A 24,174-nucleotide genomic window follows, 5' to 3' on the forward strand; every position below is an offset into this window, starting at 1 on the left:
GTGTTCCTCAGATGTCCATGGATCGATAACGCCGCTGCACCTGCTCGCACCAGTTGCCGACGTTCCACGAGCCGTAGGCCCCCAGGCCGCCCCGCTCGTCGCTGCCAGCGTAGACCGGCACGTGCACCACCGACAGCCCCTGGTGGGCATGCGCCTCGCGCAGCGCCTGCTGCAGGCTCCTGGCGGTATGGCCGCCCCAGACGGCGTTCACGCCGCGTACGGCCCGCGCCATGGCCACGTAGTCCACCGCCACGCCGTCGCTGGTGCGGAAGTCGACGCCGTACTGTGCGTGCTGCAGGCTGGAGATCGCGGCCATCCGCCGGTTGTCGAAGATCACGATCATGCCGCTGGCGCCGTGCTCGACCGCGCTGATCAACGCCTGCGGATTCATCATGAACGAGCCGTCTCCGGTGAACGCGACGGCATAGCGCGGCCGGGCGGCCAGGCCCGAGGCCACCACGGCGCAGGTGGCGAAGCCCATGTACGAGGCGCCTGACTCGGTGTAGGTCTGGAAGGGCGTGTCGTCCTCCACCGTCTGGAAGCCATTGGCCTGGACGTCGCCGGCGTCGAACAGCTTGACGGCGTCGATGTCCCGGGCGAAGTCGGCGACGATCTTGATCGCCTCGGGCTGGGTCAGCACGATGCCGTTCCAGACCTCGTCGCGGAGCCCGCCCAGGTTCTGCCGCGACGCCAGGAAGTCCTTCCAGGCGCGTTTGGCGGCGGCGCATTCGTCCAGCCAGTCCTGCCGGCCGAGCGAGGTGTCGCGCACGACCACCAGCGCCGACAGCAACTGCTCCAGTACGGCGCCGATGTCGCCGTGGAGCCCCAGCGTGCGGTTGTAGTGCGCCACGTCGTCCAGATCGCCGTTGATGTTGATCACCGCGCGCGCCCGCGGATAACCGGTACCCGAGCAGTCCGACTGGCACACCGCGCGCGAGCCGATCACCACCAGCAGTTCGGCGTGTTCCATCGCATGGTTGCCGCTGATCGATCCTTTCGATCCGCCCACGTGCATGTTCTGCGGATGGGCGTCGGGCAGCACGCCGGTCGAGCCGGGAGACAGCACCGCCACCGCGCCGGTGGCCTCCACCAGCCGGCGTACCGCCGCCGCATGGGCCCGCGCGCCGCCGCCCGCCTTGACGACGATGCGGTCGTATTTGCGCAGCAGCACCGCGGCTTCCTCGATCGCCTCGTGGTCGGCCACCGCCTGCCGCGCCACCCGCAGGCGTTCGGGCAGGGCCACCAGGTTGAGCTGCTCGATGCGCTGCGGCTGGGTGTTCAGCGGCAGCAGGAGATAAAACGGGCCCGGCTTGACCGGATGGTGGACGCGCCGCGTGCCGCGCCGCAGGGCATCGCGCAGCGCCTCGGGCGTGTGCAGCACGTAGGAATCCCCCATCAGGGCCGTCATCTGCCCATAGACGTGCTGTACGGGGCGGGGTACCTGCTGCATGTTGTAGCCTTCGCCGTGGGTCGTCTCGTCGCCGTAGACGTGGTAGAGCCCGACGCCGTTCGAGGCGGCCGCCAGCGAGCCCGCCATGGCCTGCAGCGCGCCCGGGCCGATGGAGGTTACGACCACGCAGGTCTCGCCGTGGATCCAGGCCAGCGCGGTGCCGGCATGGGCCATCTCGACCTCGTTGCGGAAGTTGAATACCCGCGTCACGCCGGCCTCGGTATAGACGCGCAGGACCTCGCCTAGGTCGGTGGAGCCGTGGCCGAAGATCGCCAGGTACTTGCTTACGCCCTGCCGTAGCAGCCCCAGCACCAGGGCTTCCGACAGCGAGACCGAGACGCGCTGGCTCAGGAGGCCATGCTCGAGCGCCTCCTGCAGGCCGCCGGCGCGGGCGATGGCGGCCGCGCGGGCCTGCATGCCCGCGGCGTCCGGCAACTGGGTCCTGGGCAGATCCACCGTTTGATTCATGTCGTGCTCCCGTGCGGCCGCCGCGCGGCGGCCGGTGTTCAGAACTTCGCCTGCTGCTCCGGCGCCTTGCGCAGCCCCACGTCGGTCATCAGCTTGGCCAGCAGCACGTCCTCGGTGGCGATGGTGTGACCGAAATCCGGCGCCGACTGGAAGGCCGGCACGAAGCCCAGCTTTTCCCCCTGGGTCTTGAACTCGGCGCTCTCCACGGTCTTGTGCACGGCCGCTTCCAGCCGCGCCACCACGGGCGCCGGCGTGCCCTTGGGCACCGCGATGCCGCGCCACATGTCGGCCTGGAAGTCGAAGCCCTGTTCCCGGGCGGTCGGGACGTCGGGGAAGGCCGGCTCCCGGTTCGAGCCCATCACGCCCAGGACCTTCAGCGTGCCGGCCTTCACGTGCGCGGTCAGCGCGCCCGGAAGCTGCACCAGCGCGTCGATGTGGCCGCCTATCAGGCTGGTGACCACCTGGGACGCGCCGAAGGCGACGTGGGTCACCTCGGCCCGCGTCTCGTGGAAGAAGGCCACCGCGGAGGTGTGGGTGTGGCTGCCGAAGCCGGAGTTGCCGAGCCGGATCTCCCCGGGCCGCTTCTTCGCGTCCGCGACCAGGTCGCGCAGCGAGTTCCACGGCGCGTCGGCCTTCACCGCCACCACGGGCAGTTCGACCGAGACCCGGGCCACCGGGTCGAAGGCCTTGTAGTCGAACGGCACCAGTCCCTGGTAGTAGGCGGTGGAGATGGAGTTCGAGTTGAAGACGATCGAGTAGCCGTCGGGCTTGCGGCCCTGCACGTACTTGTAGCCGATGGCGCTGCCGGCGCCGGGCCGGTTCATGACCGTGACGGGCTGGCCGAGCTGGCGCGACATGCCGTCGGCCAGGACTCGGGCCACCACGTCGGCGGACGAGCCGGCGGGAAAGGGTACGGTCATCTCGACGGGCTTGTTCGGAAACTCGTCGGCCGTGGCGGGCGCCGCATGGGCGATGGCCAGGGCCGACATACCGATGGCGCACAGCCATCCCTTCGCTGTCTGCCTGCGAACGTTCATGGTCGTCTCCTACCTCTGTTTGACCGCCGGGGCCGTCCGCGTCGTTGGCGTGTAGCGGCTAGGGGCGGTAAGTCGGGAAATGAGTCATGCCACCTTGCGTTGCTCCCTGGGTTGCACGGCCCGCTTCAGGCGCAGGGCCTCCAGCACGCGCTCGGGCGTGGCGGGAAGGTGCGTCATGCGTACTCCCACTGCATCGTGGATCGCGTTCACGATCGCCGGCGCGGTCGGGATCAGGCATGGTTCGCCGATGCCCTTGACGCCCAGGGGCGTCTTGGGGTCGGGTTCGTCGATCAGCACTGACGTGACATGGGGCACGTCCAGCGTGGTCGGCAGGATGTACTTGGCGAGTCCGGGCGTGGTGGTGTGGCCGGCGGCCTGGCTATAGGCCTCCATCAGCGCGTGGCCCACGCCCATGACCACGCCGCCCTCGATCTGGCCCTCGACCTGCTGCGGATTGATCACCCGCCCCACGTCGTGGGCCGCCCAGACGCCCAGCACCTGCACCTCGCCGGTGTCGGTGTCCACCTCGACCTCGGCGATCTGCGCGCCGAACACATAGCTCTGCCATGGCGTCGCGGCGCCGGTCTCGGGGTCGAGCGCGGTGTGCTCCGAGGTGAACAGCCCGCTGCCCACGATGACGATGCCGCGGTCCTTCTTCAGGACGTGCACCGCATGTTCCATGCTCATGCGCCGGCTGGGCGAGCCCGCGACCCAGACCTCGCCGGCGCGGGCGCGGATGGACGTGGGGCTGACCTGCCAGAGGTCGGCCATGGCCGCGGCGAACTTGCCGAAGGCCTCGCGGCAGGCCAGCGCCACCGCGTTGCCTATCATGTAGGTCATGCGCGTGGCGCCGGCGTGGGCGGCCTCGGGCACGCGCGCCGTGTCGTTGTCGGCCAGCACCACGTCCTGCGGGCGCACGCCGGTTTCCTCGGCGGCGATCTGGCACAGCCCGGTCAGCACGCCTTCGCCGATCTCTGTCACGCCGGTGGCCACCTTCAGCGTCCCGCCGTCGTCGATCTCAACCCAGACGGCGGCCCGATCCATGGCGGCGGTGCGGGCGATGCCGTACCAGCCGCAAGCCATTCCCCGGCCTCGTTTCTTCATGTCGTCTCCTTGTCGGTGGCCATCGCGCCCAGGCCCGGCGTGCAGGGCGCGCGGGTGCCGGGGCCGCCCAGGTCGATGCGCGCGGGCTCGCCCCGGGCTTGCCGGTGCGGCACGCCCGGATCCCAGCGCGCGGCCGCCAGCGCGGCGTCCAGGCAGGCGGTGGCCGCCACGCGGTCCAGCTGCTGCCGGGTGTGGGTGGTCGCGCCGTCCTGCATGAGGTTGAGGCGCCGCAATTGCGCCGGGTCCATGCCCAGCCGTTCCGCGCACAGATCCAGGTGGGACTCGGTGGCGAACTCGGACTGGAACGCGCCGAAGGCCCGGAACGCACCGCTGGGCGTGTTGTTCGTGTAGACGCCGATGGCATCGACCCAGACGTTGGGAATGGCGTAGGGGCCGGGTCCCAGGATGGCGGACTTGTTCATGACGCCCGGCGTCGACATGGCGTAGGCACCGCCGTCCGACACCATGATCATCCGGGTGGCGACGATGAGCCCGCCGCGCGTCAGGCCCATGGTGTAGTCGATGCTGAACGGATGCCGCTTGGCGCTGGCGGCGATGCTTTCCTCGCGGGTGAACACGTAGCGCACCGGCCGGCGCGTGCGGATGGCGGCCAGCGCCAGCATGCCCTGGTACAGCATGTCCTCCTTGCCGCCGAAGCCGCCGCCCACGGTGCTCATGATCATGCGCACCTTGTTGATGGGCCGGTCCAGGATCCTGGCCAGCATGTGGCGATGGTGGGTGATGTTCTGGCTGGGCGACATCACGGTGACGCAGCCGTCGGGCTCCAGGTAGGCCAGTCCCGCCTCGGGCTCCAGGTAGGCGTGTTCCAGGGCCGAGGTGCGGTAGGTTTCCTGGACCACCAGATCGGCCGCGCGCAGGCCCGCGTCGACGTCGCCCTTGCGTATGCGCGTGTGCTTGCAGAGGTTGCCGGGCGCGAAGTCGTGCAGTTGCGGGGCGCCTTCCTTCATGGCCTCGAACGGGTCGAACACGCCCGGCAGGAGGTCGTAGGTCACGCGGATCCGCTTCACGGCCTCGCGCGCGATGTCGGCGGTCTCGGCCACCACGGCGGCGACGCCTTCTCCCACGTAGCGGACCACGCCGCGCGCCATGATGGGCTGGTCCTCGATGAAGACGCCGAAGTTGTCGATGCCGGGCACGTCGTCGCAGGTCAGCACGCATTCCACGCCGGGCATGGCGCGCGCCTCGCTCACGTCCAGCCGCTGGATGCGGGCGTGGGGGTGCGGGCTGCGCAGCACCTGCATGTGCAGCATGTTGGGCATCCACAGGTCGGCCGCGTACTTGATGGCGCCCGTGACCTTGGCCGGCGCGTCCAGCCGGCGGGTGCGCGAGCCGATGAAGCTGTCGGTGGCGGCTTCTTCCAGGTCTGTTTCCGGGCGCGTGCCGTTCAGCACGTCGCGGGCCATGGCCACGGCGTCCAGGATCTTCTGGTAGCCGGTGCAGCGGCAGATGTTGCCGCCCAGTCCTTCCTTGATTTCGTCCAGGCTGGCCTCGGGTCGCTTGCGCAGGGTGGCCGTGGCCGCCATCACCATGCCGGGAATGCAGTAGCCGCACTGGCTGGCGCCGCATTTGTGAAAGGCCCGCTGGATTACGGTCATGCCCTGGTCGGCGTCCAGGTCGTCCACCGTTTCCACGGTCTTGCCGTGGATCTTCTGCACGGGGGCGAGGCAGCTCTTGATCAGCGTGCCGTCGACGAACATCGAACACGTGCCGCATTCGCCCGCGCCGCAGCCTTCCTTGTTGCCCGTCAGCTTCAGTTCCTCGCGGATGAAATCGATCACGCGATAGTGGATGGGGACCGTGCGCGTCACCCGGCGGCCGTTGACGGTCGCGACGATGCGCGTCGTGGGCGGCTGGACGGCATCGAAGCCCGATGGATCAGGCATGGACGGTCTCCCTGGGCAGGCGCTGCACGGCCAGGCCGCATTGCGCCAGCGCGGCGACCAGGCCGCGCTCGACGAAATTCACCAGCACTTCGCGGCGGTAGTCCTGGCGGCTGCGCGAACGCACGCGGTCGGCGGCAAGTTCGGCCGCCTCGCGGATCGTGGCGGGTGTCGGGCGTCGGCCGCGTAGGGCCGCTTCGGCGTCGTCCAGCCGTTCGGGCACCGGGCCGACCGCGCCGATCGCGATGCGCACGTCGGCCAGCGTCCCGCCGGCCGGGGCGAGCCGGACCAGCGCCGCCAGGCAGACGGTGGAGATCACCAGCGAGCGGCGATGCCCGACTTTCTCGAAGGCGCCGCCATGGCCGGGCACGGCGTCGCAGTCGATGCGCACCAGGATCTCGCCGGCGCCCAGCCGGGTCCGGCCCGGCCCGGTAATGAAATCCGCCAGCGGCATCGTCCGTTCGTGGATGCCGGCACCGTCGCGGCGGGCAAGCACCACCTGGGCGTTCATGGCCAGCAGCGCCGGCAGCGTGTCGCCGGCCGGCGAGGCGTTGACCAGATTACCGCCCAGGGTGGCCTGCTCGCGGATCTGGTCGTCGGCGAACCAGGCCGCGCATCGCGCCAGCAGGCCCGCGTCGCGCAGCAGCAGGGGATGGCGTTCACAGGCCGCGATGGAGGTGGCGGCGCCGATGCGCAGACGGCCTCCCTCGGCCGTGATGGCGGTCAGCGTCGGGATCGCGCCGACGTCGACCAGCGCCGGCAGGTGGACGTCGCCGGCGCGGCCTTCGCGCGCCCATGGCAGCAGGTCGGTGGCCCCGGCCACCAGGCGCGCCCCGGGCGAGGCATCCAGGGCGTCGAAGGCCTCGTCCAGGGTCGCCGCCGTCACGTAGCGATCGAAGGTCAGCATCGCCGGCTCCGTCAGGCCGCCTGCCGGTTCATCTTCACCACGACCTTGATGGCGTCGTCGATGCGCTCGCGCGCATAGCGCAGCGCCGTCGGCACTTCTTCCAGCGGGAAGGTGTGGGTGTGGATGATCTTGGCGTTGAAGCGCTTCTGCGCCATCAGAGACGCGGCTCGGTGGGTGGCGCTGCGGCCTTCGCCGCGGATGCCGAACAGATAGATGTTGTTGCGCACCAGCGCGGCGACGTCGATGGGGACCGGCTCGGCCGGAAACGCCGCCAGGCAGATCCGGCCGCCGCGCCGGAGCATGGCCGCGGCGTCGTTGACGGCGTTGGGCGCGCCCGAGCATTCCAGCACGTAGTGCGCGCCGCCCTGGGTGTATTCCTTGACCTTCGCCACCGCGTCCTCGTTGCGCACGTTGACGACGTGGTCGGCGCCCAGTTGGCGGCCGATCTCCAGGCGGTTGTCGCGGGTGCCGGTCAGGATCACTTCCCCGGCTCCCAGCGCCTTGGCCACCGCCACGCCCAGGAGACCGATGGGGCCCGGCCCCATGACGACCACGGACTGTCCGGCCACCAGGCCGGCGGTCACGTCCAGGCCGTACATGGCGGTGCCGGCCGTCACGATCAGCGTGGCTTCCTCGTCGCTCATGTCGTCCGGCACGTGGGCCAGCGTGTTCACGTTGTTGACGGCGTACTGGGCGAAGCCGCCGTCGGTGGTGAAACCATTGGCGCGATGGCCCTTGTTCACGTCGCCGTAGTTCAGGCCGTAGTTCAGGCAGGACGTGTACATGCCCTCGCGGCAGCGTTCGCAGCGGCCGCAGCCGGCGTGGACCTCGACCGCCACCCGGTCGCCCAGCCTGAACTCGTCCACCCCGGGGCCCAGCTTCACGACCGTGCCCATGTACTCGTGGCCGGGCGTGAAATTCTTGTTGAACGGCAGGCCGCCCTGGATGAGCGCGGGCGGGCCGCGATGGATGATCTCCAGGTCGGTGGCGCACACGGCGATCGCGTCGATCCGCACCAGCACCTCGGCCACGCCGGGCTGGGGCACGGGCTTTTCCACGAAGGACAACTGGTCGGGATCGTCCAGCACCCAGGCCTTCATGGTCTGCGGAATCTGGGCGGCATGCTTGAACGCGGTTTCGGTAACGGTGTTCATCCGTGAGTCTCCTCGGCGGCGGGGTAGGGATGGGCGGACTGTATAGGCGCGCTGCGGCCGCGAACAAGAGTCGCCGGACCCATCTCGCGGATCTGTTCAAGACTTTCCTGGTTTTGTCCAAGCCGCGGCTGGAATGTGACGATTCTTAACGGCGGACGTCTTTTTTCGCCGTCCCGCCACCGGTACCATGGCGATGGCAGGCGGCCGGTGCGCGGCCGTGCCCCACACGGAGGAAGGTGCGATGAAACGCCACATTGCGGCAATGCTGTTCCTGGGAACGTCCACGCTCTGCGCGCCGGCCCTGGCCGACCTGTCGATCCCGATGACCACCGTCGACGCCCAGGGCAAGGGCAAGGACATCGGCAAGGTCACGGTCAAGGAAACGCCCTACGGCCTGGTGTTCACGCCGGCGCTGACCGGCCTTGCGCCGGGCCAGCACGGCTTCCACGTCCACCAGAACCCCAGTTGCGACCCCGGCCAGCAGGACGGCAAGCCGGTGGCCGCGCTGGCGGCGGGCGGCCACTACGATCCCAAGAAGACGGGCAAGCACGGCGAGCCCTGGGACGACGGCGGCCACCTGGGCGACCTGCCGGCGCTATACGTGGATGGCGACGGCAAGGCGAACTATCCGGTGCTGGCGCCCAAGCTCAAGAAGTTGTCCGAGGTGCAGGGCCATGCGCTGATGGTGCACCAGGGCGGCGACAACCATGCGGACCACCCCATGCCGCTGGGCGGCGGAGGCGCCCGCATGGCTTGCGGGGTGATCTGACGGGGCCCGTCCCGTCAGATCCAGTCCAGCTTCGCGGACAGGGCGGAGATCAGTGCGGTGCCGGCTGTTTCGGTGCGCAGGATGCGGTCGCCGAAGCGGACGGCGCGTACACCGTGGCGGGTGGCCAGGGCGTATTCCTCGGGCGACCAGCCGCCTTCGGGGCCGACCAGCAGTTCCAGGTCGGCCGGCGGCGAGGGCAGGTCGCCCAGCCATTCGGTGAGCCGGACCTCGGCGTCGGGATCGCAGAACACCCGCAGGGTGCCGTCGGGCGCGGGGCGCGACAGCCATTGCTCGGGCGTCAGCGGCGCGGCCACCGCGGGAACGCGATTGCGGCCGCACTGCTCGCAGGCGGCGATGGCCACCCGCTGCCAGTGCTGCACCCGCTTTTCCAGGCGCTCGCCCGACAGTTTGAGGATGCTGCGGGCGGCCGCCAGGGGCTGGATGGCGTGGGCGCCCACTTCCACCGCTTTTTCCACCACCCAGTCCATCTTGTCGCCCGACGGGATGGCCTGCGCCAGCACGATGCGGCCAGGCAGCTCGGCCTCGCGCGGGTCGTGGGCGCCCAATTGGGCCGCCGCCGTCCGGCCGTCCACTTCCAGCCGGGCCGGGTACTGGCCGCCCCGGCCGTCGAACAGGACGATTTCCTGGCCGTCGCGCAGGCGTAGCACGCGCAGGGCATGGTGGGCGATGGGGGCGGGCAGGGCGAGCCGGGCGCCGGCTTGCAGCGGAAGGTCGACGTGGAAGCGGGGCAAGGGCATGGACGAGAGAGCGATGTAACTTTTGACAAGCATGCTGGCCCCCGAAAGGGCGGGGGACTTGTACGAATGTTAAACTCGAAAGCTTTGTAGCAGCGGGTTTTCCCGCCGGAACGAGTGTCTTCATGAGCAATCAAGCCGCCTCTCAACTCAATATGGCGGATGCCATCCGTGCGCTGTCCATGGATGCCGTCCAGAAGGCCAACTCGGGCCACCCCGGGGCGCCGATGGGCATGGCGGAAATCGCCCTTGCGCTCTGGCATGGACACCTGCGCCACAATCCGGCGAATCCCGCCTGGGCCGACCGCGACCGCTTCGTGCTGTCCAACGGCCACGGCTCGATGCTGATCTATTCGCTGCTGCATCTCACGGGCTACGACCTGTCCATCGACGAGCTGCGCAATTTCCGCCAGATGCATTCCAAGACCCCGGGCCATCCCGAGGTCGGCATCACCCCGGGGGTCGAGACCACCACCGGCCCGCTGGGCCAGGGCGTGTCCAATGCCGTGGGCATGGCGCTGGCCGAGGCGCTGCTGGCGGCCGAGTTCAACCGTCCGGGCCTGCCCATCGTCGACCACTTCACCTATGCCTTCGTCGGCGACGGCTGCCTGATGGAAGGCATCTCGCACGAAGTCGCCTCGCTGGCCGGCACGCTCAAGCTGTCCAAGCTGGTCGTGCTGTACGACTCGAACGGCATCTCCATCGACGGCGAGATCAAGTACTGGTTCGCCGACGATACCGCCAAGCGTTTCGAGGCCTACGGCTGGAACGTGATCCGCAACGTCGACGGCCACGATGCCAAGGCCGTCGAGGCCGCCATCGCCCAGGCCAAGTCGCAGGCCGGCAGGCACGGCGGCCCGACGCTGATCGAGTGCCGCACCGTCATCGGCAAGGGCGCGCCCACCATGGCCGGTACCGACAAGGTCCACGGCTCGCCGCTGGGCGACAAGGAAATCGCCGCCACCCGCGAAGCCATCGGCTGGCCCTACGCGCCCTTCGAGATCCCGGCCGAGGTCTACGCGTTCTGGGACGGCAAGGCCAAGGGCGCGCAAACGGAAGGCGCCTGGAACGACCTGTTCGCCAAGTACGCCGCCCAGTTCCCCGAGCAGGCCGCCGAGTTCGAGCGCCGCATGCGGGGCGACCTGCCGGCCGAGTTCGCCGAGAAGTTCGCTCAGTTCCTGGCCGAGACCAACCAGAAGCAGGAAACCGTCGCCACCCGCAAGGCCTCGCAGTTCGCCATCACGGCGCTGGCCGGCATGCTGCCCGAGCTGCTGGGCGGGTCGGCCGACCTGACCGGTTCCAACTACACCGACTGGAAGGGCGTGGCGCCGGTGCGCGCCGGCAAGGACGGCATCGAATTCGGCCGCCACATCAACTATGGCGTGCGCGAGTTCGGCATGGCCGCCATCATGAACGGCATCGCGCTGCACGGCGGCTACCTGCCGTTCGGCGGCACCTTCCTGACTTTCTCCGACTATTCCCGCAATGCCCTGCGCATGGCGGCGCTGATGAAGCAGCGCGTGGTGCACGTCTTCACGCACGACTCCATCGGCCTGGGCGAGGACGGCCCCACCCACCAGTCCATCGAGCACGCGGCCAGCCTGCGCCTGATCCCCAACCTGGCGGTCTGGCGTCCCTGCGATACCACCGAGACCGCGGTGGCCTGGGGCGCGGCCGTCGAGCGTCCGGCCAGCATAGGCATGGATGTGCATGCCGGCGGTCCGTCGGCGCTGCTGCTGTCGCGCCAGAACCTGCCTTTCGTCGAGCGCGACCAGGCCACCATCGCGAACATCTCGCGCGGTGGCTACGTGCTGCGCGATGCGCTCAACCCGCGCGCCGTGATCATCGCCACCGGATCGGAAGTCGCGCTGGCGCTGGCCGCGCAAGAGGCGCTGGCCAAGGACGAGATCTTCGTGCGCGTGGTGTCCATGCCGTGCACGCAGGTCTTCGACAGGCAGGACGACGCCTGGCGCCAGCACGTGCTGCCGCGCAGCCTGCCGCGGGTGGCGGTCGAGGCCGGGGTCACCGACTACTGGCGCAAGTATGTGGGACTGGACGGCGAGGTCGTGGGGATCGACACCTACGGCGAATCCGCGCCGGCCGGCGTGTTGTTCAAGCATTTCGGATTCACCGCCGAACGGGTCGTCGAAGCCGTCCGGAAGCTGGTGGGCTGAGCGGGGCAGTCGTCCACCAACGTCACAGATTCTTCTCATCAAAGCAAAGGAAACACCATGACCATCCGTGTCGCGATCAATGGCTATGGCCGCATCGGCCGCAACGTCCTGCGTGCCCACTATGAAGGTGGCAAGAAGCACGACATCGAAATCGTCGCCATCAACGACCTGGGCGACCCCAAGACCAACGCTCACCTGACCCGCTACGACACGGCCCATGGCAAGTTCCCCGGCACCGTCACGGTCGAGGGCGACTACATGGTCGTCAACGGCGACAAGATCCGCGTGCTGGCCAACCGCAACCCGGCCGAGCTGCCCTGGGGCGAGCTGGGCGTGGACGTGGTGCTCGAGTGCACCGGCTTCTTCACCAGCAAGGAAAAGGCAGGCGCCCACCTGAAGGGCGGCGCCAAGAAGGTCGTGATCTCGGCCCCCGGCGGCAAGGACGTCGACGCCACCATCGTCTACGGCGTGAACCAGGATGTGCTGAAGGCCGAACACACCGTCATCTCGAACGCCTCGTGCACCACCAACTGCCTGGCCCCGCTGGTCAAGCCGCTGCATGACAAGCTGGGCATCGTGTCGGGCCTGATGACCACCGTCCACGCCTACACCAACGACCAGGTGCTGACCGACGTCTACCACGAGGACCTGCGCCGTGCCCGCTCGGCCACCCAGAACATGATCCCGACCAAGACCGGCGCCGCCGCCGCGGTCGGCCTGGTGATGCCCGAGCTGAACGGCAAGCTGGACGGTTACGCCATCCGCGTTCCGACCATCAACGTGTCGGTGGTCGACCTGACCTTCATCGCCAAGCGCGACACCACCGTCGAGGAAGTCAACGCCATCCTGAAGGAAGCCTCGGAAGGTTCGCTCAAGGGCATCCTGAACTACAACACCGAGCCGCTGGTGTCGTCCGACTTCAACCACGACCCCGCCTCCAGCACCTTCGACGCCACGCTGACCAAGGTCACGGGCAACCTGGTCAAGGTCTCGTCGTGGTACGACAACGAGTGGGGCTTCAGCAACCGCATGCTGGACACCACCGTGGCGCTGATGTCGGCCAAGTAAGCATGAGCAAGGTCATCACGCTGGCCGATCTGGCGGCCAAGGGGAAACTGGACGGCAAGCGGGTGTTCATCCGCGCCGATCTGAACGTGCCCCAGGACGACCAGGGCAACATCACCGAAGACACGCGCATCCGGGCGTCGGTGCCGGGCATCCGCCTGGCGCTGGACGCCGGCGCCGCCGTCATGGTGACCTCGCACCTGGGCCGTCCCACCGAAGGCACCCTGACGCCCGCCGATTCGCTGGCGGTGGTGGCCGAGCGCCTGTCCGAGCTGCTGGGCAAGCCCGTGCGGCTCGTGGCGGACTGGGTCGACGGCGTGTCCGTCGCGCCCGGTGAGGTCGTGCTGCTCGAGAACTGCCGCGTCAACAAAGGCGAGAAAAAGGACGACGACGCGCTGGCTCGCAAGATGGCCGCGCTGTGCGACGTCTACGTCAACGACGCTTTCGGCACCGCGCACCGCGCGGAAGCCACCACGCACGGCATCGCCCGCTACGCGCCGGTGGCCTGCGCCGGCCCGCTGCTGGCGGCCGAGCTGGACGCCCTGGGCCGGGCGCTGAGCGCGCCCAAGCGGCCGCTGGTGGCCATCGTGGCCGGCTCCAAGGTCTCCACCAAGCTGACCATCCTCAAAAGCCTGGCCGACAAGGTCGACCAGCTCATCGTGGGCGGCGGCATCGCCAACACCTTCATGCTGGCCAAGGGCCTGCCCATCGGCAAGTCGCTGGCCGAGCCCGACCTGCTGAACGAGGCCAGGGCCATCATCGAGGTCATGGAAAAGCGCGGCGCCGCCGTGCCCATCCCGACCGACGTGGTGTGCGCCAAGACCTTCGCCGCCGATGCGCCGGCCGAGACCAAGTCCGCCGATGCCGTCGCAGCCGACGACCTGATCCTGGACATCGGCCCCGTTACGTCCGAACGCCTGGCGCAATTGCTCAAGGCGGCCGGCACCATCGTCTGGAACGGCCCCGTGGGCGTGTTCGAGTTCGACGCCTTCTCGCATGGCACCGAAACGCTGGCCCGCGCCATCGCGGCCTCGCCGGCGTTCTCGATCGCCGGCGGCGGCGACACGCTGGCCGCGATCGCCAAGTATGGCATCGCGGACCAGGTTGGCTACATCTCGACCGGTGGCGGTGCCTTCCTCGAGTTCCTGGAAGGCAAGGCCCTGCCCGCGGTCGCCATCTTGGAGGAGCGCGCCGCTCAAGGCGCCTGACCCTGTGGACGCACCTTCCGCTCGTGCCACGAAGATCGTGGCTACACTCGGGCCGGCTTCCAGCTCGGCCGACACGCTGGCGCGGATGATACGCGCCGGAGTCGATGTAGTACGGCTCAACTTCTCGCATGGCACCGCGGAAGACCACGCGGCGCGCGCCAGCCTGGTGCGCGCCGCCGCAGCGGCCTGTGATCGCGAGGTCGCGATCATGGCCGACCTGCAGGGGCCCAAGATACGCGTCGGCAAGTTCGCCGACGGCAAGGTCCTGCTGGAACCGGGCCGGCCCTTCGTGCTCGACGCCGCCTGCGAACTGGGCGACGAGGGCAAGGTGGGCCTGGACTATCCCGACCTGCCGCGCGACGTGCGGGCCGGCGACATCCTGCTCCTGAACGACGGCCTGATCCGCCTGCTGGTGATACGCGTCGCCGGTACCGAGATCCATACCGAGGTGCTGGTCGGGGGCGAGCTGTCGAACAACAAGGGCATCAACCGCCAGGGCGGCGGCCTGACCGCGCCCGCGCTGACCGGCAAGGACATGGAAGACCTCCGGTCGGCGGTGCAGATGGGCGTGGACTACGTCGCCATCAGCTTTCCCAAGAACCGCACCGACATGGAAATGGCGCGCCAACTGGTGGCCATCGCCGGTGCGCCCACCGGCGCCCGGCCCCAGCTCATCGCCAAGATCGAGCGGGCCGAGGCCATTGCCGTGCTGGAGGAAATCATCGATGCCTCGGACGGCATCATGGTGGCGCGCGGCGATCTGGCGGTGGAAGTCGGCGCGGCCGCCGTGCCCGCGCTGCAGAAGCGCATGATCCGGCTGGCGCGTTCGCGCAACCGTACCGTCATCACGGCCACGCAGATGATGGAGTCCATGATCGTCAACGCCATGCCCACGCGCGCCGAAGTGTCCGACGTGGCCAACGCGGTGCTCGATGGTACCGATGCGGTGATGCTGTCGGCCGAGACCGCCGTCGGACGCTACCCGGTGGAAACCATCGAGGCCATGGCGTCGATCTGCCTGGAGGCCGAGAAGTCGCAGCATTTCGAGCTGGACAAGGATTTCCTGGACCAGACCTTCCACCGGGTGGACCAGTCGATCGCCTATGCGGCGCTGTTCACGGCGCATCACATGCGCTGCAAGGCCATCTGCGCGCTGACGCACTCCGGCGCGACCACGCTGTGGATGAGCCGGCACGATAGTGCAACACCCATTTACGCATTGACCCCGCGCGTGGCGACGCAGCGTAAAGTAGCGCTGTACCGCAACGTGCGGACGTTGCAACTGGAAGAATCCGGCGATCGCGACGCGTCGCTGCTGGCGGCCGAGAAGCTGCTGGTGGAAAAGGGCGTGGCGGGGTCGGGAGACCTGGTCGTCTTCACCGTGGGCGAACCCATGGGATCGCCGGGCGGAACCAATACTCTAAAAATCGTGCGCGTCGGCCAACACGGTTGAGCGCGGCATTACAACTTTCAATCAGGAGTTCACAATGGCACTCGTTTCCATGCGTCAACTGCTCGACCATGCGGCAGAAAACGGTTACGGCATCCCGGCATTCAACGTCAACAACCTGGAACAGGTCCAGGCCATCATGGAAGCCGCCGACGAGACCAACAGCCCGGTCATCATGCAGGCCTCGGCCGGCGCCCGCAAATATGCCGGCGAAGGCTTCCTGAAGGCCCTGATCGCCGCAGCGGTCGAGTCCTATCCCCATATTCCCGTCGTGATGCACCAGGACCACGGCCAGTCGCCCGACGTCTGCAAGGGCGCCATCGCCATGGGCTTCTCCAGCGTGATGATGGACGGCTCGCTGCTGGCCGACGGCAAGACCATCGCCGACTACGACTACAACGTCGACGTCACCACCAAGGTCGTGCAGATGGCCCACGTGCAGGGCATCTCGGTCGAAGGCGAGCTGGGCTGCCTGGGCTCGCTCGAAACCATGAAGGGCGACAAGGAAGACGGCCACGGCGCCGAGGGCACGATGACCCGTGAACAGCTGCTGACCGACCCCGAGCAGGCCGCCGACTTCGCCAAGCGCACCCAGATCGACGCGCTGGCCATCGCCATCGGCACCAGCCACGGCGCCTACAAGTTCTCGCGCAAGCCCAGCGGCGACATCCTGGCCATCGAGCGCATCAAGGAAATCCACCGCCGCCTGCCGACCACCCACCTGGTGATGCACGGCAGCTCCAGCGTGCCGCAGGACCTGCTGGCCGAGATCCGCGAATTCGGCGGCGACATGAAGGAAACCTACGGCGTGCCGGTCGAGGAAATCCAGGAAGCCATCAAGCACGGCGTGCGCAAGATCAACATCGACACCGACATCCGCCTGGCGATGACGGGCGCGATCCGCCGCTTCCTGGCCGAGAATCCCTCGAAGTTCGACCCGCGCGAATATCTCAAGCCCGCACGCGCCGCCGCCAAGAAGATCTGCGTCGAACGCTACAACCAGTTCGGCACCGCCGGCAACGCCAGCAAGATCAAGGCCGTTCCGCTGTCGCAGATCGCCGCCGACTACGCCTCCGGCAAGCTCGCTCAAATCGTCAAATAAGCACTCAACCGTCGAAGCAGGCCGCATCATGTCCGCACCGCTCTACCAGTCCACCATCCGTTCCCTGCCGCTGCTGGCGCGCGGCAAAGTGCGCGACATGTATGCTGTCGGCGACGACAAGCTCCTGATCGTCACCACCGACCGCCTGTCCGCCTTCGACGTCATCCTGGACGATCCGATCCCGGGCAAGGGCGAGGTGCTGAACTCGCTCACCAACTTCTGGCTGGGCCGGCTCGGCAGCATCATCCCCAACCACCTGACCGGGGTCGAACCCGAAAGCGTCGTCGCCGCCGACGAACGCGACCAGGTCGCGGGCCGCGCGGTGGTGGTCAAGCGCCTCAAGCCGGTGCTGGTGGAAGCGGTGGTGCGCGGCTACCTGATCGGCTCGGGCTGGAAGGACTACCAGGACACCGGCGGCGTCTGCGGCATCAAGCTGCCGGAAGGGCTGGTGCAGGCGCAGAAGCTGCCCGCGCCCATCTTCACGCCGGCGGCCAAGGCCGAACTGGGTTCGCACGACGAGAACGTCAGCTTCGAGCACGTGGTCAAGGAAGTGGGCCCGCAGCTGGCCGAGCAGATCCGCGAAGTCTCGCTGCGCATCTACCAGTTGGCGTCCGAGTATGCCGCCCAGCGCGGCATCATCATCGCCGACACCAAGTTCGAATACGGCCTGGACGAGAACGGCGTGCTGCACCTGATGGACGAGGTGCTGACGCCCGATTCGTCGCGCTTCTGGCCGGCCGATTCCTACGTGCCGGGCAGCAGCCCGCCGTCGTTCGACAAGCAGTTCGTGCGCGACTGGCTGGAAACCCAGCCCTGGGACAAGACCGCTCCCGCGCCGCGGCTGCCGCAGAACGTGCTGGAGCGCACGTCGGACAAATACCGCGAAGCGCGGGTCCGGCTGGTCGGGGTCTGATCGCCGGCTTGTGCCAGACAGGAGGATGGCGGGCAGGATGGAAACATCCTGCCCGTTGTTTTTCTTCCTGATGTCATGGCATAGAATATTTCCATGACCGCCGCCCTTGCCTTCGATACCTTGCAGTATTCCAAGCGCCTGCAGCAGGCAGGCGTGGCGGCGCCCTTGGCGGATGCGCAAGCCGAGGCGCTGGCGCAGGTGTTGACGACCGGTATGGACGCCTTGGCCACGCGGGCGGATCTCGAACGAGTCACGCTGGCCACACGCGCCGATCTCGAACGAGTGGAAACCGGCCTCAAGGGCGATATCCGGGCCTTGGAAAGCCGGTTGGTCAGCTCGGAAGGCCAACTGAGGTCTGAACTCCGCTTGCTCGAACAGCGCATGACCATCAAGCTTGGCTCGCTGCTGGTGGTGGCGGTGGGAGCAATGACTGCCCTGAACAAGCTGCTCTGAATCAGATCAGGGCGATCTCCAGCCTGACCGCATCTCCCCGGTATATCCCTTCCCCTACGTAGATCAGCTTGCCCGACGTGTCGATGGCGCGCCGCACGACGTGCGCCACCGGCGCGTTCAGCGGCAGTTCCAGCAGCGCGGCCATTTCGCGGTCGGCGCTGCCCAGGGTCATGATCTGGTTGGCCCGCGCGATGCGCTTGCCGGCGATCTCGTGCAGGATGGGCAGGGTGGCTTCGTGCCGGAACCGTTCGGGGGGGCCTTGTTTGAACAGTTCGCTGTCCAGGATGAAGCGGGCCGCCAGGTAGGGATGGCCGTCGCGCGCGTGCACCCGGCGCATCATGGTGTAGTGTTCGGCCGGTTCGCCCTCGCCGGCGGCGAAGGCGGGCAGTTCGTCCAGGTCCCGCTGCTCCAGGACCTCGATGTCCGCTCCCTCGTGGGCCGAGATCAGCGAGGCCCAGTCAATGGCCAGCCGGTGCGCGCTGCGCTCCTTGGGCGTCCTGCGCACGAAGCTGCCCTTGGCGCGGAAGCGCTCGATCAGCCCTTCGTCCTCCAGCACGCCCAGCGCCTCGCGTATGGTGCCGCGCGCCACCTCGAAGTCCACGGCAAGGTCCGCCACGTTGGGGATGCGGCCGCCCACCGGCCAGTCGCCGGTGATGATCTTGTTGCGGAACAGCGATGCCAGCTGCAGATAGCGCGCCATCCGGTCTAGCGTGGTGTCGGTGAATGAGGACATGGGTCGGAAGCCTGGTTCGGGAACTGCGGTCGGCCCGGGAAGGCCGACCGCGATTATTCCATCTCCGCCATTATCCTGCGGACCGTCCATCATTCGGGCCGGATGTTCAATTCGCGCGCGAGCCGGCCGAAGGCCGGGATATCGTGTTCCACCGTGGACCGCATTTCCTCGGGGGTGCCCTGCGCGGGCTGGAAGCCGTTGTCCGCCAGTTTCGCCCGGATAGCCGTATCGGCCAACACTTGGCGGATGGTGCCCGACAGGCGGTCGCGGATCGCGGCGGACGTGCCGGCCGGCAGGGCGAAGCCGAAATAGGTGTTGGGGATGGTGTTCTCGTCGCCACCGATCTCGCTCACGGCGGGGACGTCCGGCAACAGCGGGAAGCGGTGGCTGCCGCCCACCAGCAGGGGGCGCACGCGGCCTTCGCGGATCGCGCCCAGGGCCGGTCCGATGGTGACCAGGGCCATGTCGACCTCGCCGGCCATCGCCGCGGTCAGCGCCGGCGCGCCGCCCTTGTAGGGCACGTGGGTCAGCTGTATGCCCAGGCGCGAGCACAGCGACTCGGTGCCCAGCTGGGTCATGCTGCCGTTGCCGAAGCTGGCATAGGTCAGGCGGCCGGGCTGCTTGTGCGCGGCGGCGACGAATTCCCGCATGGTCTTGGCTGGCTGCTTCGAGCCGGCCACCAGCACATAGGGTCCCCAGACCGCGATGCCCACGTACGAGAAGTCCTTCAGCGGATCGTAGGGCAGTTTCTTGTACAGGCTGGGGTTGATGCCCAGCGCGCCGCGGTCCACGAACAGCAGGGTATAGCCGTCGGGCGCGGCCTTGGCCACGGCTTCGGTGCCGATCAGGCCGTTGGCGCCGGGCCGGTTGTCGACCACCACGGGCTGGCCCAGTTTTTCCGCCAGTTGCTGGGCTACCAGCCGGGCGTTGGAGTCGGCGCCGGCGCCGGCGGGGAAGGGCACGATGACGCGGATGGCGCGCGTGGGGTAGGTCTCGCCCTGGCCGCGCGCGGCGCCGGCCGCGCCCAGGGCCAGGCCGGCGCTGGCGGCGATGAAGCCGCGGCGGGTGATCGAAGTGTCGCGATGATCTTGCATGAGGTGTCTCCTTTTCTATGTGGACGGACCCAGGCCGTCGCCTCCCCGGGCGGCGGCGATTTCCTGGTCCGACAGGCCGGCCTCGGCCAGGATCGAGGCGGTTTGTTCGCCCAGCGTGGGCGGAGGATAGCGGCTGGGCGGACGCTGGCCGTCGTAGCGGATCGGCCGGCTCAGCGCGCGCACCGGCCCCATTTCCGGATGGTGCAGTTCGTGGAAACTGCCGGCGGCCGCGAATTCGGGATCGTCCAGGATGTCGGGCACGGTCAGGACCGGGGCGTGCGGTACGTCGGCGGCGCGCAGCGCGGCCAGCCAGTGCTCCCGCGGCCGCATGCGGAAGCGCTCGCGCAGCAGGCCCGATAGCGCGTCGAAGTTGGCGATGCGCGCGCCGCGGGTGGCGAAGCGCGCATCGTCCCGCAGTTCGGGCATCTCCACCGCCCGCAGCAGGCCTTCCCAGAACTTCGACGGCGACGAGAGCTGCAGGCCGATGCGCGCGCCGTCGGCGCATTCGAACGCCAGGCTGTGCGAGTAGGACGCGCGCGTGGTTGACCGCATGCGCGTGCCGTCGCGGGTATAGCTGGCGAAGAAGTCGGGCATGAACGACATGGACGACTCGATCATGTTGACCTCCACCAGCCGGCCCTGTCCGCCGGCCTGCCGGGCGAACAGCGCACCCAGGATGCCCTGGCACGCGTACATGCCCGCCAACTGGTCCGAGATGGTGGGCCCGCGCACCTGCGGATCGGACGGATCCAGGAAGGTGTCCAGCATGCCGCTCAGGGCCTGGCCGATGGTGTCGAAGGCCGGCTGCCCCTCGTGCCGGCTGCCGGGCAGGAAGCCGCCGATGGCGCAATAGATCAGTTGCGGCCGCCGCGTGCGCAGCGTCTCCCAACCCAGCCCCATCCTGTCCATGACGCCGGGGCGGAAGTTCTCGATCAGCACGTCCGCCGTGTCCACCAGCCGCAGCAGGGCGTCGCGCCCGGCCCCGGTGCCCAGGTCCAGCTTCACGCTGCGCTTGTTGCGGTTGAACGCGACGAAGTTCGGACTGTACTGGCCGTCGCGGAAGGCGCGGAAGGGGTCGCCTTCCGGCCGCTCGACCTTGATCACGTCGGCGCCCAGGTCGGCCAGCATCAGGCCGGCGTAGGGGCCGGTGATGAAGTTGCCCAGCTCCAGCACGCGTATGCCTTGCAGGACGTCGCCGGAGACGGGCGCGGACGCGGCGTTCATTGCGCGTCCCGCTGGTATTCGCCGTAGCCGGGGCGATAGGTCTTGTCGTCCAGGAACTGGGTCATGGCCTGTTCGCGTCCGCCCTCGGTATCCATGAAGCGCATCTCGCGTTCCTTGGCCAGCAGGTAGTCGGCGGCCTGGTCCACGCTCATGCCGCGCACCAGGCGCAGGCTTTCCTTGATGGTGCGCAGCGTCTGCGGATTCTTGCGCGCCAGCGAGGCGGCCAGTTCCTCGGTGCGCGCGCGCAGGCGCTCGAGCGGCACCGATTCGGTCACCAGCCGCATCTGCGCGGCGGTCTTGCCGTTGAAGGGATCGCCCGTCATCGCGTAGTAGACGGCGTCGCGGTAGGCCAGCCCGTCGACGATGACCTTGCCGACCAGGCCGCCGGGCAGGATGCCCCAGTTCACCTCGGACAGGCCGAACTGGGCCTCGTCGGCCGCGATGGCGAAATCGCAGGCGAACAACTGCACGAAGGCGCCGCCGTAGCAGTGCCCGTTCACCATGGCGATGGTGGGCTTGGGAAAGCTGCTGAGCAGGGTCCAGCGCCATTCGTGATTGGCCAGCCGGGCCAGGTGCCGCTCCTTGGGCTTGTCGTCCAGCGCGCGGAAGAACAGGCCGATGTCCTGGCCGGCGCACCAGCTGTCGCCCGCGCCGGTCAGCACCAGCACGCGCACCGCGGGCTCCTCGGCCAGTTCCTTGAGCACATCCACCATTTCGAAGTGCAGGTCCGGGCTCATCGCGTTGCGCTTGTCGGGGCGGTTCAGCGTGACCCAGCCTATGCCGTTGGCGATCTCGACTTTGACGTTCTTCAACCGATCGAATTGCATGCTTGTCTCTTCCTGGTTCAAAGCGTGATGTAGACGTTCTTCAATTGCGTGTAGGACACCAGTTCCTCGAAGGATTCCTCGCGGTTGTTGCCCGACTGCTTGTATCCGCCGAAGGGCGCGGGGAAGAAATGCTTGGCCGCGTTGTTGACCCAGACGTAGCCCGCTTCGAAGCGGCCGGCGGCGCGGTGGGCCGTGTCGAGCCGCGTGGTGTAGACGCCGGCGGCCAGGCCGTATTCCAGCGAGTTGACCTGTTCGAACATCTCGTCCTCGTCCGACCACTTGAGGATGGACAGCACCGGGCCGAAGATTTCTTCGCGCGCGATGCGCATGTCCATGGTCACGTCGGTGAACACGGTGGGTTCGATGAAGTGTCCGTTGGCCAGCTCGGCGCCGCCGGGATGCCTGCCGCCCGCCGCCAGCCGGGCGCCTTCCTGCCTGCCCAGCTCGATGTAGTGCATGATCTTGTCGTACTGCTCGCGCGAGACGATGGCGCCCATGGTCGTGGCCTTGTCGGTGGGCAGGCCGGGGCGATAGACGCGCACGCCTTCCAGCACGCCCTGGACCACCTGGTCGTAGACCGATTCGTGCACGAACAGCCGCGTGGTCGAGCTGCACGCCTGGCCGCACCAGGTGAAGCACATGCCGGCCACGGCGCCCTTGATCGCGCGCTCCAGGTCCGCGTCGGGATAGACCACCAGCGCGTTCTTGCCGCCCAGCTCCAGGCTGACGTGCTTGAGGTGCTCGGCGGCGCCGCGCGCGATGGCCTTGCCGGTGGCGATGCTGCCGATCAGCGTGACCTTGGGTACCAGCGGGTGGTCCACCAGCGCCTGGCCGCATTCGGTGCCGCCCGACAGCACGTTGATGACCCCGGGGGGCGCGATGCCGTCTATCAGCTCCATCAGCCGGTAGGCCGACAGCGGCGCCTGCACCGGCGGCTTCATGATGACGGTGTTGCCGGCCGCGACCGCCGCCGCCAGCCGGCTGGCCGTGAACATCATGGGGTGGTTGTAGGCGACGATGCGGGCGCAGACGCCGTAGGGCTCGCGCACCGTCATGTCGATGACGCCTTCGCCCATGGGAATGGTGGAGCCGCGAAGCTCATGGACCAGGCCGGCGAAGTAGTCGATGAGCTGGGTGGCGATGTCGACGTCGTTCATCAGCGCGGATACGGGGTTGCCGCAGTCGATGGCGTCGATCATGGCCAGTTCCTCGCGGTGCTCGCGCATGACCTGGGCGATGCGGCGCAGGACCGTGGCGCGTTCGCCGGGCGCGGTGCGCCGCCACGAGCGGTAGGCCTCGTGCGCGGCCCGCACGGCCGCATCGACGTCGGCGCGGCTGGCCACTGCGCAGGGGCCCAGGTTCTCGCCGGTGGACGGGCTGAAGGAGTCGGCATAGCCGCCTTCCGGGCGATGCCAGGCGCCGCCGTAATACAGGTCGCGGTGCCTGGGCAGCAGTTTCTCGATGGACATGGTCTTCCTCCTGGGTCGTTGTTGTCGTGTCGTATCGGGTCGCGGCCGGGTCAGTCCGCGGGCAGGAAGGCGCGCAGCACGCGCGCCAGCCCCTCGGGGTTGTCGCCGGCCAGGTCGTGGCTGCCGTCTATCTCTTGCGCTTGGCAGCGCGGGTTGGCCAGCCGCAGCTTGTCCAGCGTGGGCGCTTCGAACATGTCGGACCGGCTGCCGCGCACGAACAGCGCGGGCACTTGCAGTTCCCTGACCATGGCCCACAGGTCCGGTCCGGGCGCGGCAGGCTTGCCCTGCAGGGTCTGGCGGAAGCTGTCGCGGAAGTGCAGGTCGCGCTTGAGTTCGTAGCCGCCGGGCACGGGCCGCAGGAAGGCCTCGTAGCGTTTCCGGGCGGGCGCGTTCGCGGGCAGGCCGGCGGGCAGGCCGTGGTAGGCCAGCGCCTCGTCCACCGACGCGAACACGTCCGGCTGGTTGCCGATGCGCAGGGCGACGTTGCGGCGGCCGGCGGCGGCCACGTCGGGCGCGAAGTCCAGGCAGGCCAGCGCCGCCACGCGTTCGGGGTGCCAGTGCGCGGTGCACAGGCAGATGCGTCCGCCCATGGAGTGGCCGGCCAGCACCGCGCGCGGCCATTGCAGATGGTCGAGCACGGCGACGAGGTCGCCGGCGAAGTCGCGCAGGTCGTAGTGCCGGTCGGGGCTGCGGGTGGAGTCGCCGAAGCCGCGCAGGTCGACGGCGACCACTTCGCGGTCGATGGCCAGGGCTTCGGCGATGCCGGTCCAGTCGTACGAGAAATACGACAGGCCGTGCGCGATGAGGACGGGCGTGGCGCCGGGGGCGCCGAAGCGGCGGTAGAAGATCTCGACGTCGCCGCTGCGGGCGGTGCCGGTGCGATGGGTGGTGGGGGCCATGGTGTGTCCTGGTCGATT

At 68.6% G+C, this 24,174-nt stretch carries 21 protein-coding genes; 8 read left to right on the forward strand and 13 right to left on the reverse strand.

The genetic code is table 11. The annotated features are described in order from the left end of the window. Window positions 1–7: 7 nt before the first annotated feature. From EV675_RS22960 to EV675_RS22980, 6 genes are all read right to left on the reverse strand, one after another. A complete protein-coding gene (locus EV675_RS22960) occupies window positions 8–1,918 on the reverse strand; it encodes a thiamine pyrophosphate-binding protein (protein ID WP_130360364.1) in 1,911 nt (636 codons plus the stop codon). Window positions 1,919–1,956: 38 nt separating this feature from the next. Continuing rightward, window positions 1,957–2,955, reverse strand: coding sequence for a tripartite tricarboxylate transporter substrate binding protein (locus tag EV675_RS22965; RefSeq protein ID WP_130360366.1), 999 nt, complete (start codon window positions 2,953–2,955; stop codon window positions 1,957–1,959). Window positions 2,956–3,039: 84 nt separating this feature from the next. Continuing rightward, window positions 3,040–4,059 (reverse strand): xanthine dehydrogenase family protein molybdopterin-binding subunit, encoded by a 1,020-nt coding sequence (locus tag EV675_RS30210; RefSeq protein WP_207222038.1) that lies wholly within the window; start codon window positions 4,057–4,059, stop codon window positions 3,040–3,042. After that, entirely contained in the window at window positions 4,056–5,963 is a 1,908-nt protein-coding gene (locus EV675_RS30215) for a molybdopterin-dependent oxidoreductase (RefSeq protein ID WP_207222039.1), read from the reverse strand. The genes EV675_RS30210 and EV675_RS30215 overlap by 4 nt, the downstream gene beginning before the upstream one ends. Then, window positions 5,956–6,867: an FAD binding domain-containing protein gene (locus EV675_RS22975; RefSeq protein WP_130360368.1), complete on the reverse strand. Its 912-nt coding sequence runs from the start codon at window positions 6,865–6,867 to the stop codon at window positions 5,956–5,958. The genes EV675_RS30215 and EV675_RS22975 overlap by 8 nt, the downstream gene beginning before the upstream one ends. 11 nt (window positions 6,868–6,878) lie before the next feature. After that, a complete protein-coding gene (locus EV675_RS22980; protein ID WP_130360370.1) occupies window positions 6,879–8,021 on the reverse strand; it encodes a zinc-dependent alcohol dehydrogenase in 1,143 nt (380 codons plus the stop codon). 241 nt (window positions 8,022–8,262) lie between these two features. Here EV675_RS22980 and sodC point away from each other — a divergent pair, with 241 nt between their 5' ends. Next, window positions 8,263–8,790 carry a superoxide dismutase family protein gene (gene sodC, locus EV675_RS22985; protein ID WP_130360372.1) on the forward strand — a complete coding sequence of 176 codons (528 nt, stop codon included), beginning with the start codon at window positions 8,263–8,265 and terminating at the stop codon, window positions 8,788–8,790. 14 nt (window positions 8,791–8,804) lie between these two features. On the opposite strand, the gene EV675_RS22990 is transcribed toward sodC, so the two are convergent. Beyond that, entirely contained in the window at window positions 8,805–9,548 is a 744-nt protein-coding gene (locus EV675_RS22990; RefSeq protein ID WP_130361902.1) for a 16S rRNA (uracil(1498)-N(3))-methyltransferase, read from the reverse strand. Between the two features lie 122 nt (window positions 9,549–9,670). Between EV675_RS22990 and tkt the strand changes: the two genes are divergently transcribed. The 7 genes from tkt to EV675_RS23025 all read left to right on the forward strand — a co-directional run bounded on the left by tkt (window position 9,671) and on the right by EV675_RS23025 (window position 17,910). Beyond that, window positions 9,671–11,719 (forward strand): transketolase, encoded by a 2,049-nt coding sequence (gene tkt, locus EV675_RS22995; RefSeq protein ID WP_130360374.1) that lies wholly within the window; start codon window positions 9,671–9,673, stop codon window positions 11,717–11,719. Window positions 11,720–11,776: 57 nt separating this feature from the next. Continuing rightward, the gene (gap, locus tag EV675_RS23000; protein WP_130360376.1) at window positions 11,777–12,787 is read left to right on the forward strand and encodes a type I glyceraldehyde-3-phosphate dehydrogenase; all 1,011 of its coding nucleotides are present in this window, start codon (window positions 11,777–11,779) and stop codon (window positions 12,785–12,787) included. Window positions 12,788–12,789: 2 nt separating this feature from the next. Next, window positions 12,790–13,992 (forward strand): phosphoglycerate kinase, encoded by a 1,203-nt coding sequence (locus EV675_RS23005; protein ID WP_242621569.1) that lies wholly within the window; start codon window positions 12,790–12,792, stop codon window positions 13,990–13,992. 4 nt (window positions 13,993–13,996) lie between these two features. After that, window positions 13,997–15,445, forward strand: coding sequence for a pyruvate kinase (pyk, locus tag EV675_RS23010; protein WP_278044777.1), 1,449 nt, complete (start codon window positions 13,997–13,999; stop codon window positions 15,443–15,445). A gap of 34 nt (window positions 15,446–15,479) precedes the next feature. Beyond that, window positions 15,480–16,544 carry a class II fructose-bisphosphate aldolase gene (gene fba / locus EV675_RS23015; protein ID WP_130360380.1) on the forward strand — a complete coding sequence of 355 codons (1,065 nt, stop codon included), beginning with the start codon at window positions 15,480–15,482 and terminating at the stop codon, window positions 16,542–16,544. Window positions 16,545–16,572: 28 nt separating this feature from the next. Continuing rightward, complete coding sequence (locus EV675_RS23020) at window positions 16,573–17,457, forward strand: phosphoribosylaminoimidazolesuccinocarboxamide synthase (protein ID WP_130360382.1); 885 nt, start codon at window positions 16,573–16,575, stop codon at window positions 17,455–17,457. A gap of 93 nt (window positions 17,458–17,550) precedes the next feature. Beyond that, window positions 17,551–17,910 carry a coiled-coil domain-containing protein gene (locus tag EV675_RS23025; protein WP_130360384.1) on the forward strand — a complete coding sequence of 120 codons (360 nt, stop codon included), beginning with the start codon at window positions 17,551–17,553 and terminating at the stop codon, window positions 17,908–17,910. Window position 17,911: 1 nt separating this feature from the next. Here the strand turns inward: EV675_RS23025 and EV675_RS23030 are convergent, their stop codons facing one another. From EV675_RS23030 to EV675_RS23055, 6 genes are all read right to left on the reverse strand, one after another. Then, on the reverse strand, window positions 17,912–18,643 hold the full coding sequence (locus EV675_RS23030; protein WP_165404727.1) for a GntR family transcriptional regulator: 732 nt from the start codon (window positions 18,641–18,643) through the stop codon (window positions 17,912–17,914). Between the two features lie 89 nt (window positions 18,644–18,732). Continuing rightward, window positions 18,733–19,737, reverse strand: a complete 1,005-nt coding sequence (locus tag EV675_RS23035) for a Bug family tripartite tricarboxylate transporter substrate binding protein (RefSeq protein WP_130360388.1) — start codon at window positions 19,735–19,737, stop codon at window positions 18,733–18,735. Between the two features lie 15 nt (window positions 19,738–19,752). After that, window positions 19,753–20,961 (reverse strand): CaiB/BaiF CoA transferase family protein, encoded by a 1,209-nt coding sequence (locus EV675_RS23040; RefSeq protein WP_130360390.1) that lies wholly within the window; start codon window positions 20,959–20,961, stop codon window positions 19,753–19,755. Beyond that, window positions 20,958–21,788 (reverse strand): p-hydroxycinnamoyl CoA hydratase/lyase, encoded by an 831-nt coding sequence (locus tag EV675_RS23045; protein ID WP_130360392.1) that lies wholly within the window; start codon window positions 21,786–21,788, stop codon window positions 20,958–20,960. Before EV675_RS23045 ends, EV675_RS23040 begins: the two co-directional genes overlap by 4 nt. A 17-nt stretch (window positions 21,789–21,805) precedes the next feature. Beyond that, on the reverse strand, window positions 21,806–23,257 hold the full coding sequence (locus EV675_RS23050; RefSeq protein WP_130360394.1) for an aldehyde dehydrogenase family protein: 1,452 nt from the start codon (window positions 23,255–23,257) through the stop codon (window positions 21,806–21,808). Between the two features lie 50 nt (window positions 23,258–23,307). Then, on the reverse strand, window positions 23,308–24,156 hold the full coding sequence (locus tag EV675_RS23055; protein WP_130360396.1) for an alpha/beta fold hydrolase: 849 nt from the start codon (window positions 24,154–24,156) through the stop codon (window positions 23,308–23,310). Between the last annotated feature and the right edge of the window lie 18 nt (window positions 24,157–24,174).

The sequence above is a fragment of the Pigmentiphaga kullae genome, from assembly GCF_004216695.1.
GTDB classification, from domain to species: Bacteria; Pseudomonadota; Gammaproteobacteria; order Burkholderiales; family Burkholderiaceae_B; genus Pigmentiphaga; species Pigmentiphaga kullae.

What these genes read in the sequence shown, in the direction of transcription:
- EV675_RS22975 (WP_130360368.1), bottom strand. Translation starts at nt 6,867, where the DNA reads ATGCTGACCTTCGATCGCTACGTGACGGCGGCGACCCTGGACGAGGCC.
- EV675_RS23045 (WP_130360392.1), bottom strand. Translation starts at nt 21,788, where the DNA reads ATGCAATTCGATCGGTTGAAGAACGTCAAAGTCGAGATCGCCAACGGC.
- EV675_RS23035 (WP_130360388.1), bottom strand. Translation starts at nt 19,737, where the DNA reads ATGCAAGATCATCGCGACACTTCGATCACCCGCCGCGGCTTCATCGCC.
- EV675_RS22980 (WP_130360370.1), bottom strand. Translation starts at nt 8,021, where the DNA reads ATGAACACCGTTACCGAAACCGCGTTCAAGCATGCCGCCCAGATTCCG.
- EV675_RS23030 (WP_165404727.1), bottom strand. Translation starts at nt 18,643, where the DNA reads ATGTCCTCATTCACCGACACCACGCTAGACCGGATGGCGCGCTATCTG.
- EV675_RS22990 (WP_130361902.1), bottom strand. Translation starts at nt 9,548, where the DNA reads ATGCCCTTGCCCCGCTTCCACGTCGACCTTCCGCTGCAAGCCGGCGCC.
- EV675_RS30215 (WP_207222039.1), bottom strand. Translation starts at nt 5,963, where the DNA reads ATGCCTGATCCATCGGGCTTCGATGCCGTCCAGCCGCCCACGACGCGC.
- tkt (WP_130360374.1), top strand. Translation starts at nt 9,671, where the DNA reads ATGAGCAATCAAGCCGCCTCTCAACTCAATATGGCGGATGCCATCCGT.
- sodC (WP_130360372.1), top strand. Translation starts at nt 8,263, where the DNA reads ATGAAACGCCACATTGCGGCAATGCTGTTCCTGGGAACGTCCACGCTC.
- fba (WP_130360380.1), top strand. Translation starts at nt 15,480, where the DNA reads ATGGCACTCGTTTCCATGCGTCAACTGCTCGACCATGCGGCAGAAAAC.
- EV675_RS30210 (WP_207222038.1), bottom strand. Translation starts at nt 4,059, where the DNA reads ATGAAGAAACGAGGCCGGGGAATGGCTTGCGGCTGGTACGGCATCGCC.
- EV675_RS23025 (WP_130360384.1), top strand. Translation starts at nt 17,551, where the DNA reads ATGACCGCCGCCCTTGCCTTCGATACCTTGCAGTATTCCAAGCGCCTG.
- EV675_RS22965 (WP_130360366.1), bottom strand. Translation starts at nt 2,955, where the DNA reads ATGAACGTTCGCAGGCAGACAGCGAAGGGATGGCTGTGCGCCATCGGT.
- EV675_RS22960 (WP_130360364.1), bottom strand. Translation starts at nt 1,918, where the DNA reads ATGAATCAAACGGTGGATCTGCCCAGGACCCAGTTGCCGGACGCCGCG.
- gap (WP_130360376.1), top strand. Translation starts at nt 11,777, where the DNA reads ATGACCATCCGTGTCGCGATCAATGGCTATGGCCGCATCGGCCGCAAC.
- EV675_RS23005 (WP_242621569.1), top strand. Translation starts at nt 12,790, where the DNA reads ATGAGCAAGGTCATCACGCTGGCCGATCTGGCGGCCAAGGGGAAACTG.
- EV675_RS23055 (WP_130360396.1), bottom strand. Translation starts at nt 24,156, where the DNA reads ATGGCCCCCACCACCCATCGCACCGGCACCGCCCGCAGCGGCGACGTC.
- EV675_RS23040 (WP_130360390.1), bottom strand. Translation starts at nt 20,961, where the DNA reads ATGAACGCCGCGTCCGCGCCCGTCTCCGGCGACGTCCTGCAAGGCATA.
- EV675_RS23050 (WP_130360394.1), bottom strand. Translation starts at nt 23,257, where the DNA reads ATGTCCATCGAGAAACTGCTGCCCAGGCACCGCGACCTGTATTACGGC.
- EV675_RS23020 (WP_130360382.1), top strand. Translation starts at nt 16,573, where the DNA reads ATGTCCGCACCGCTCTACCAGTCCACCATCCGTTCCCTGCCGCTGCTG.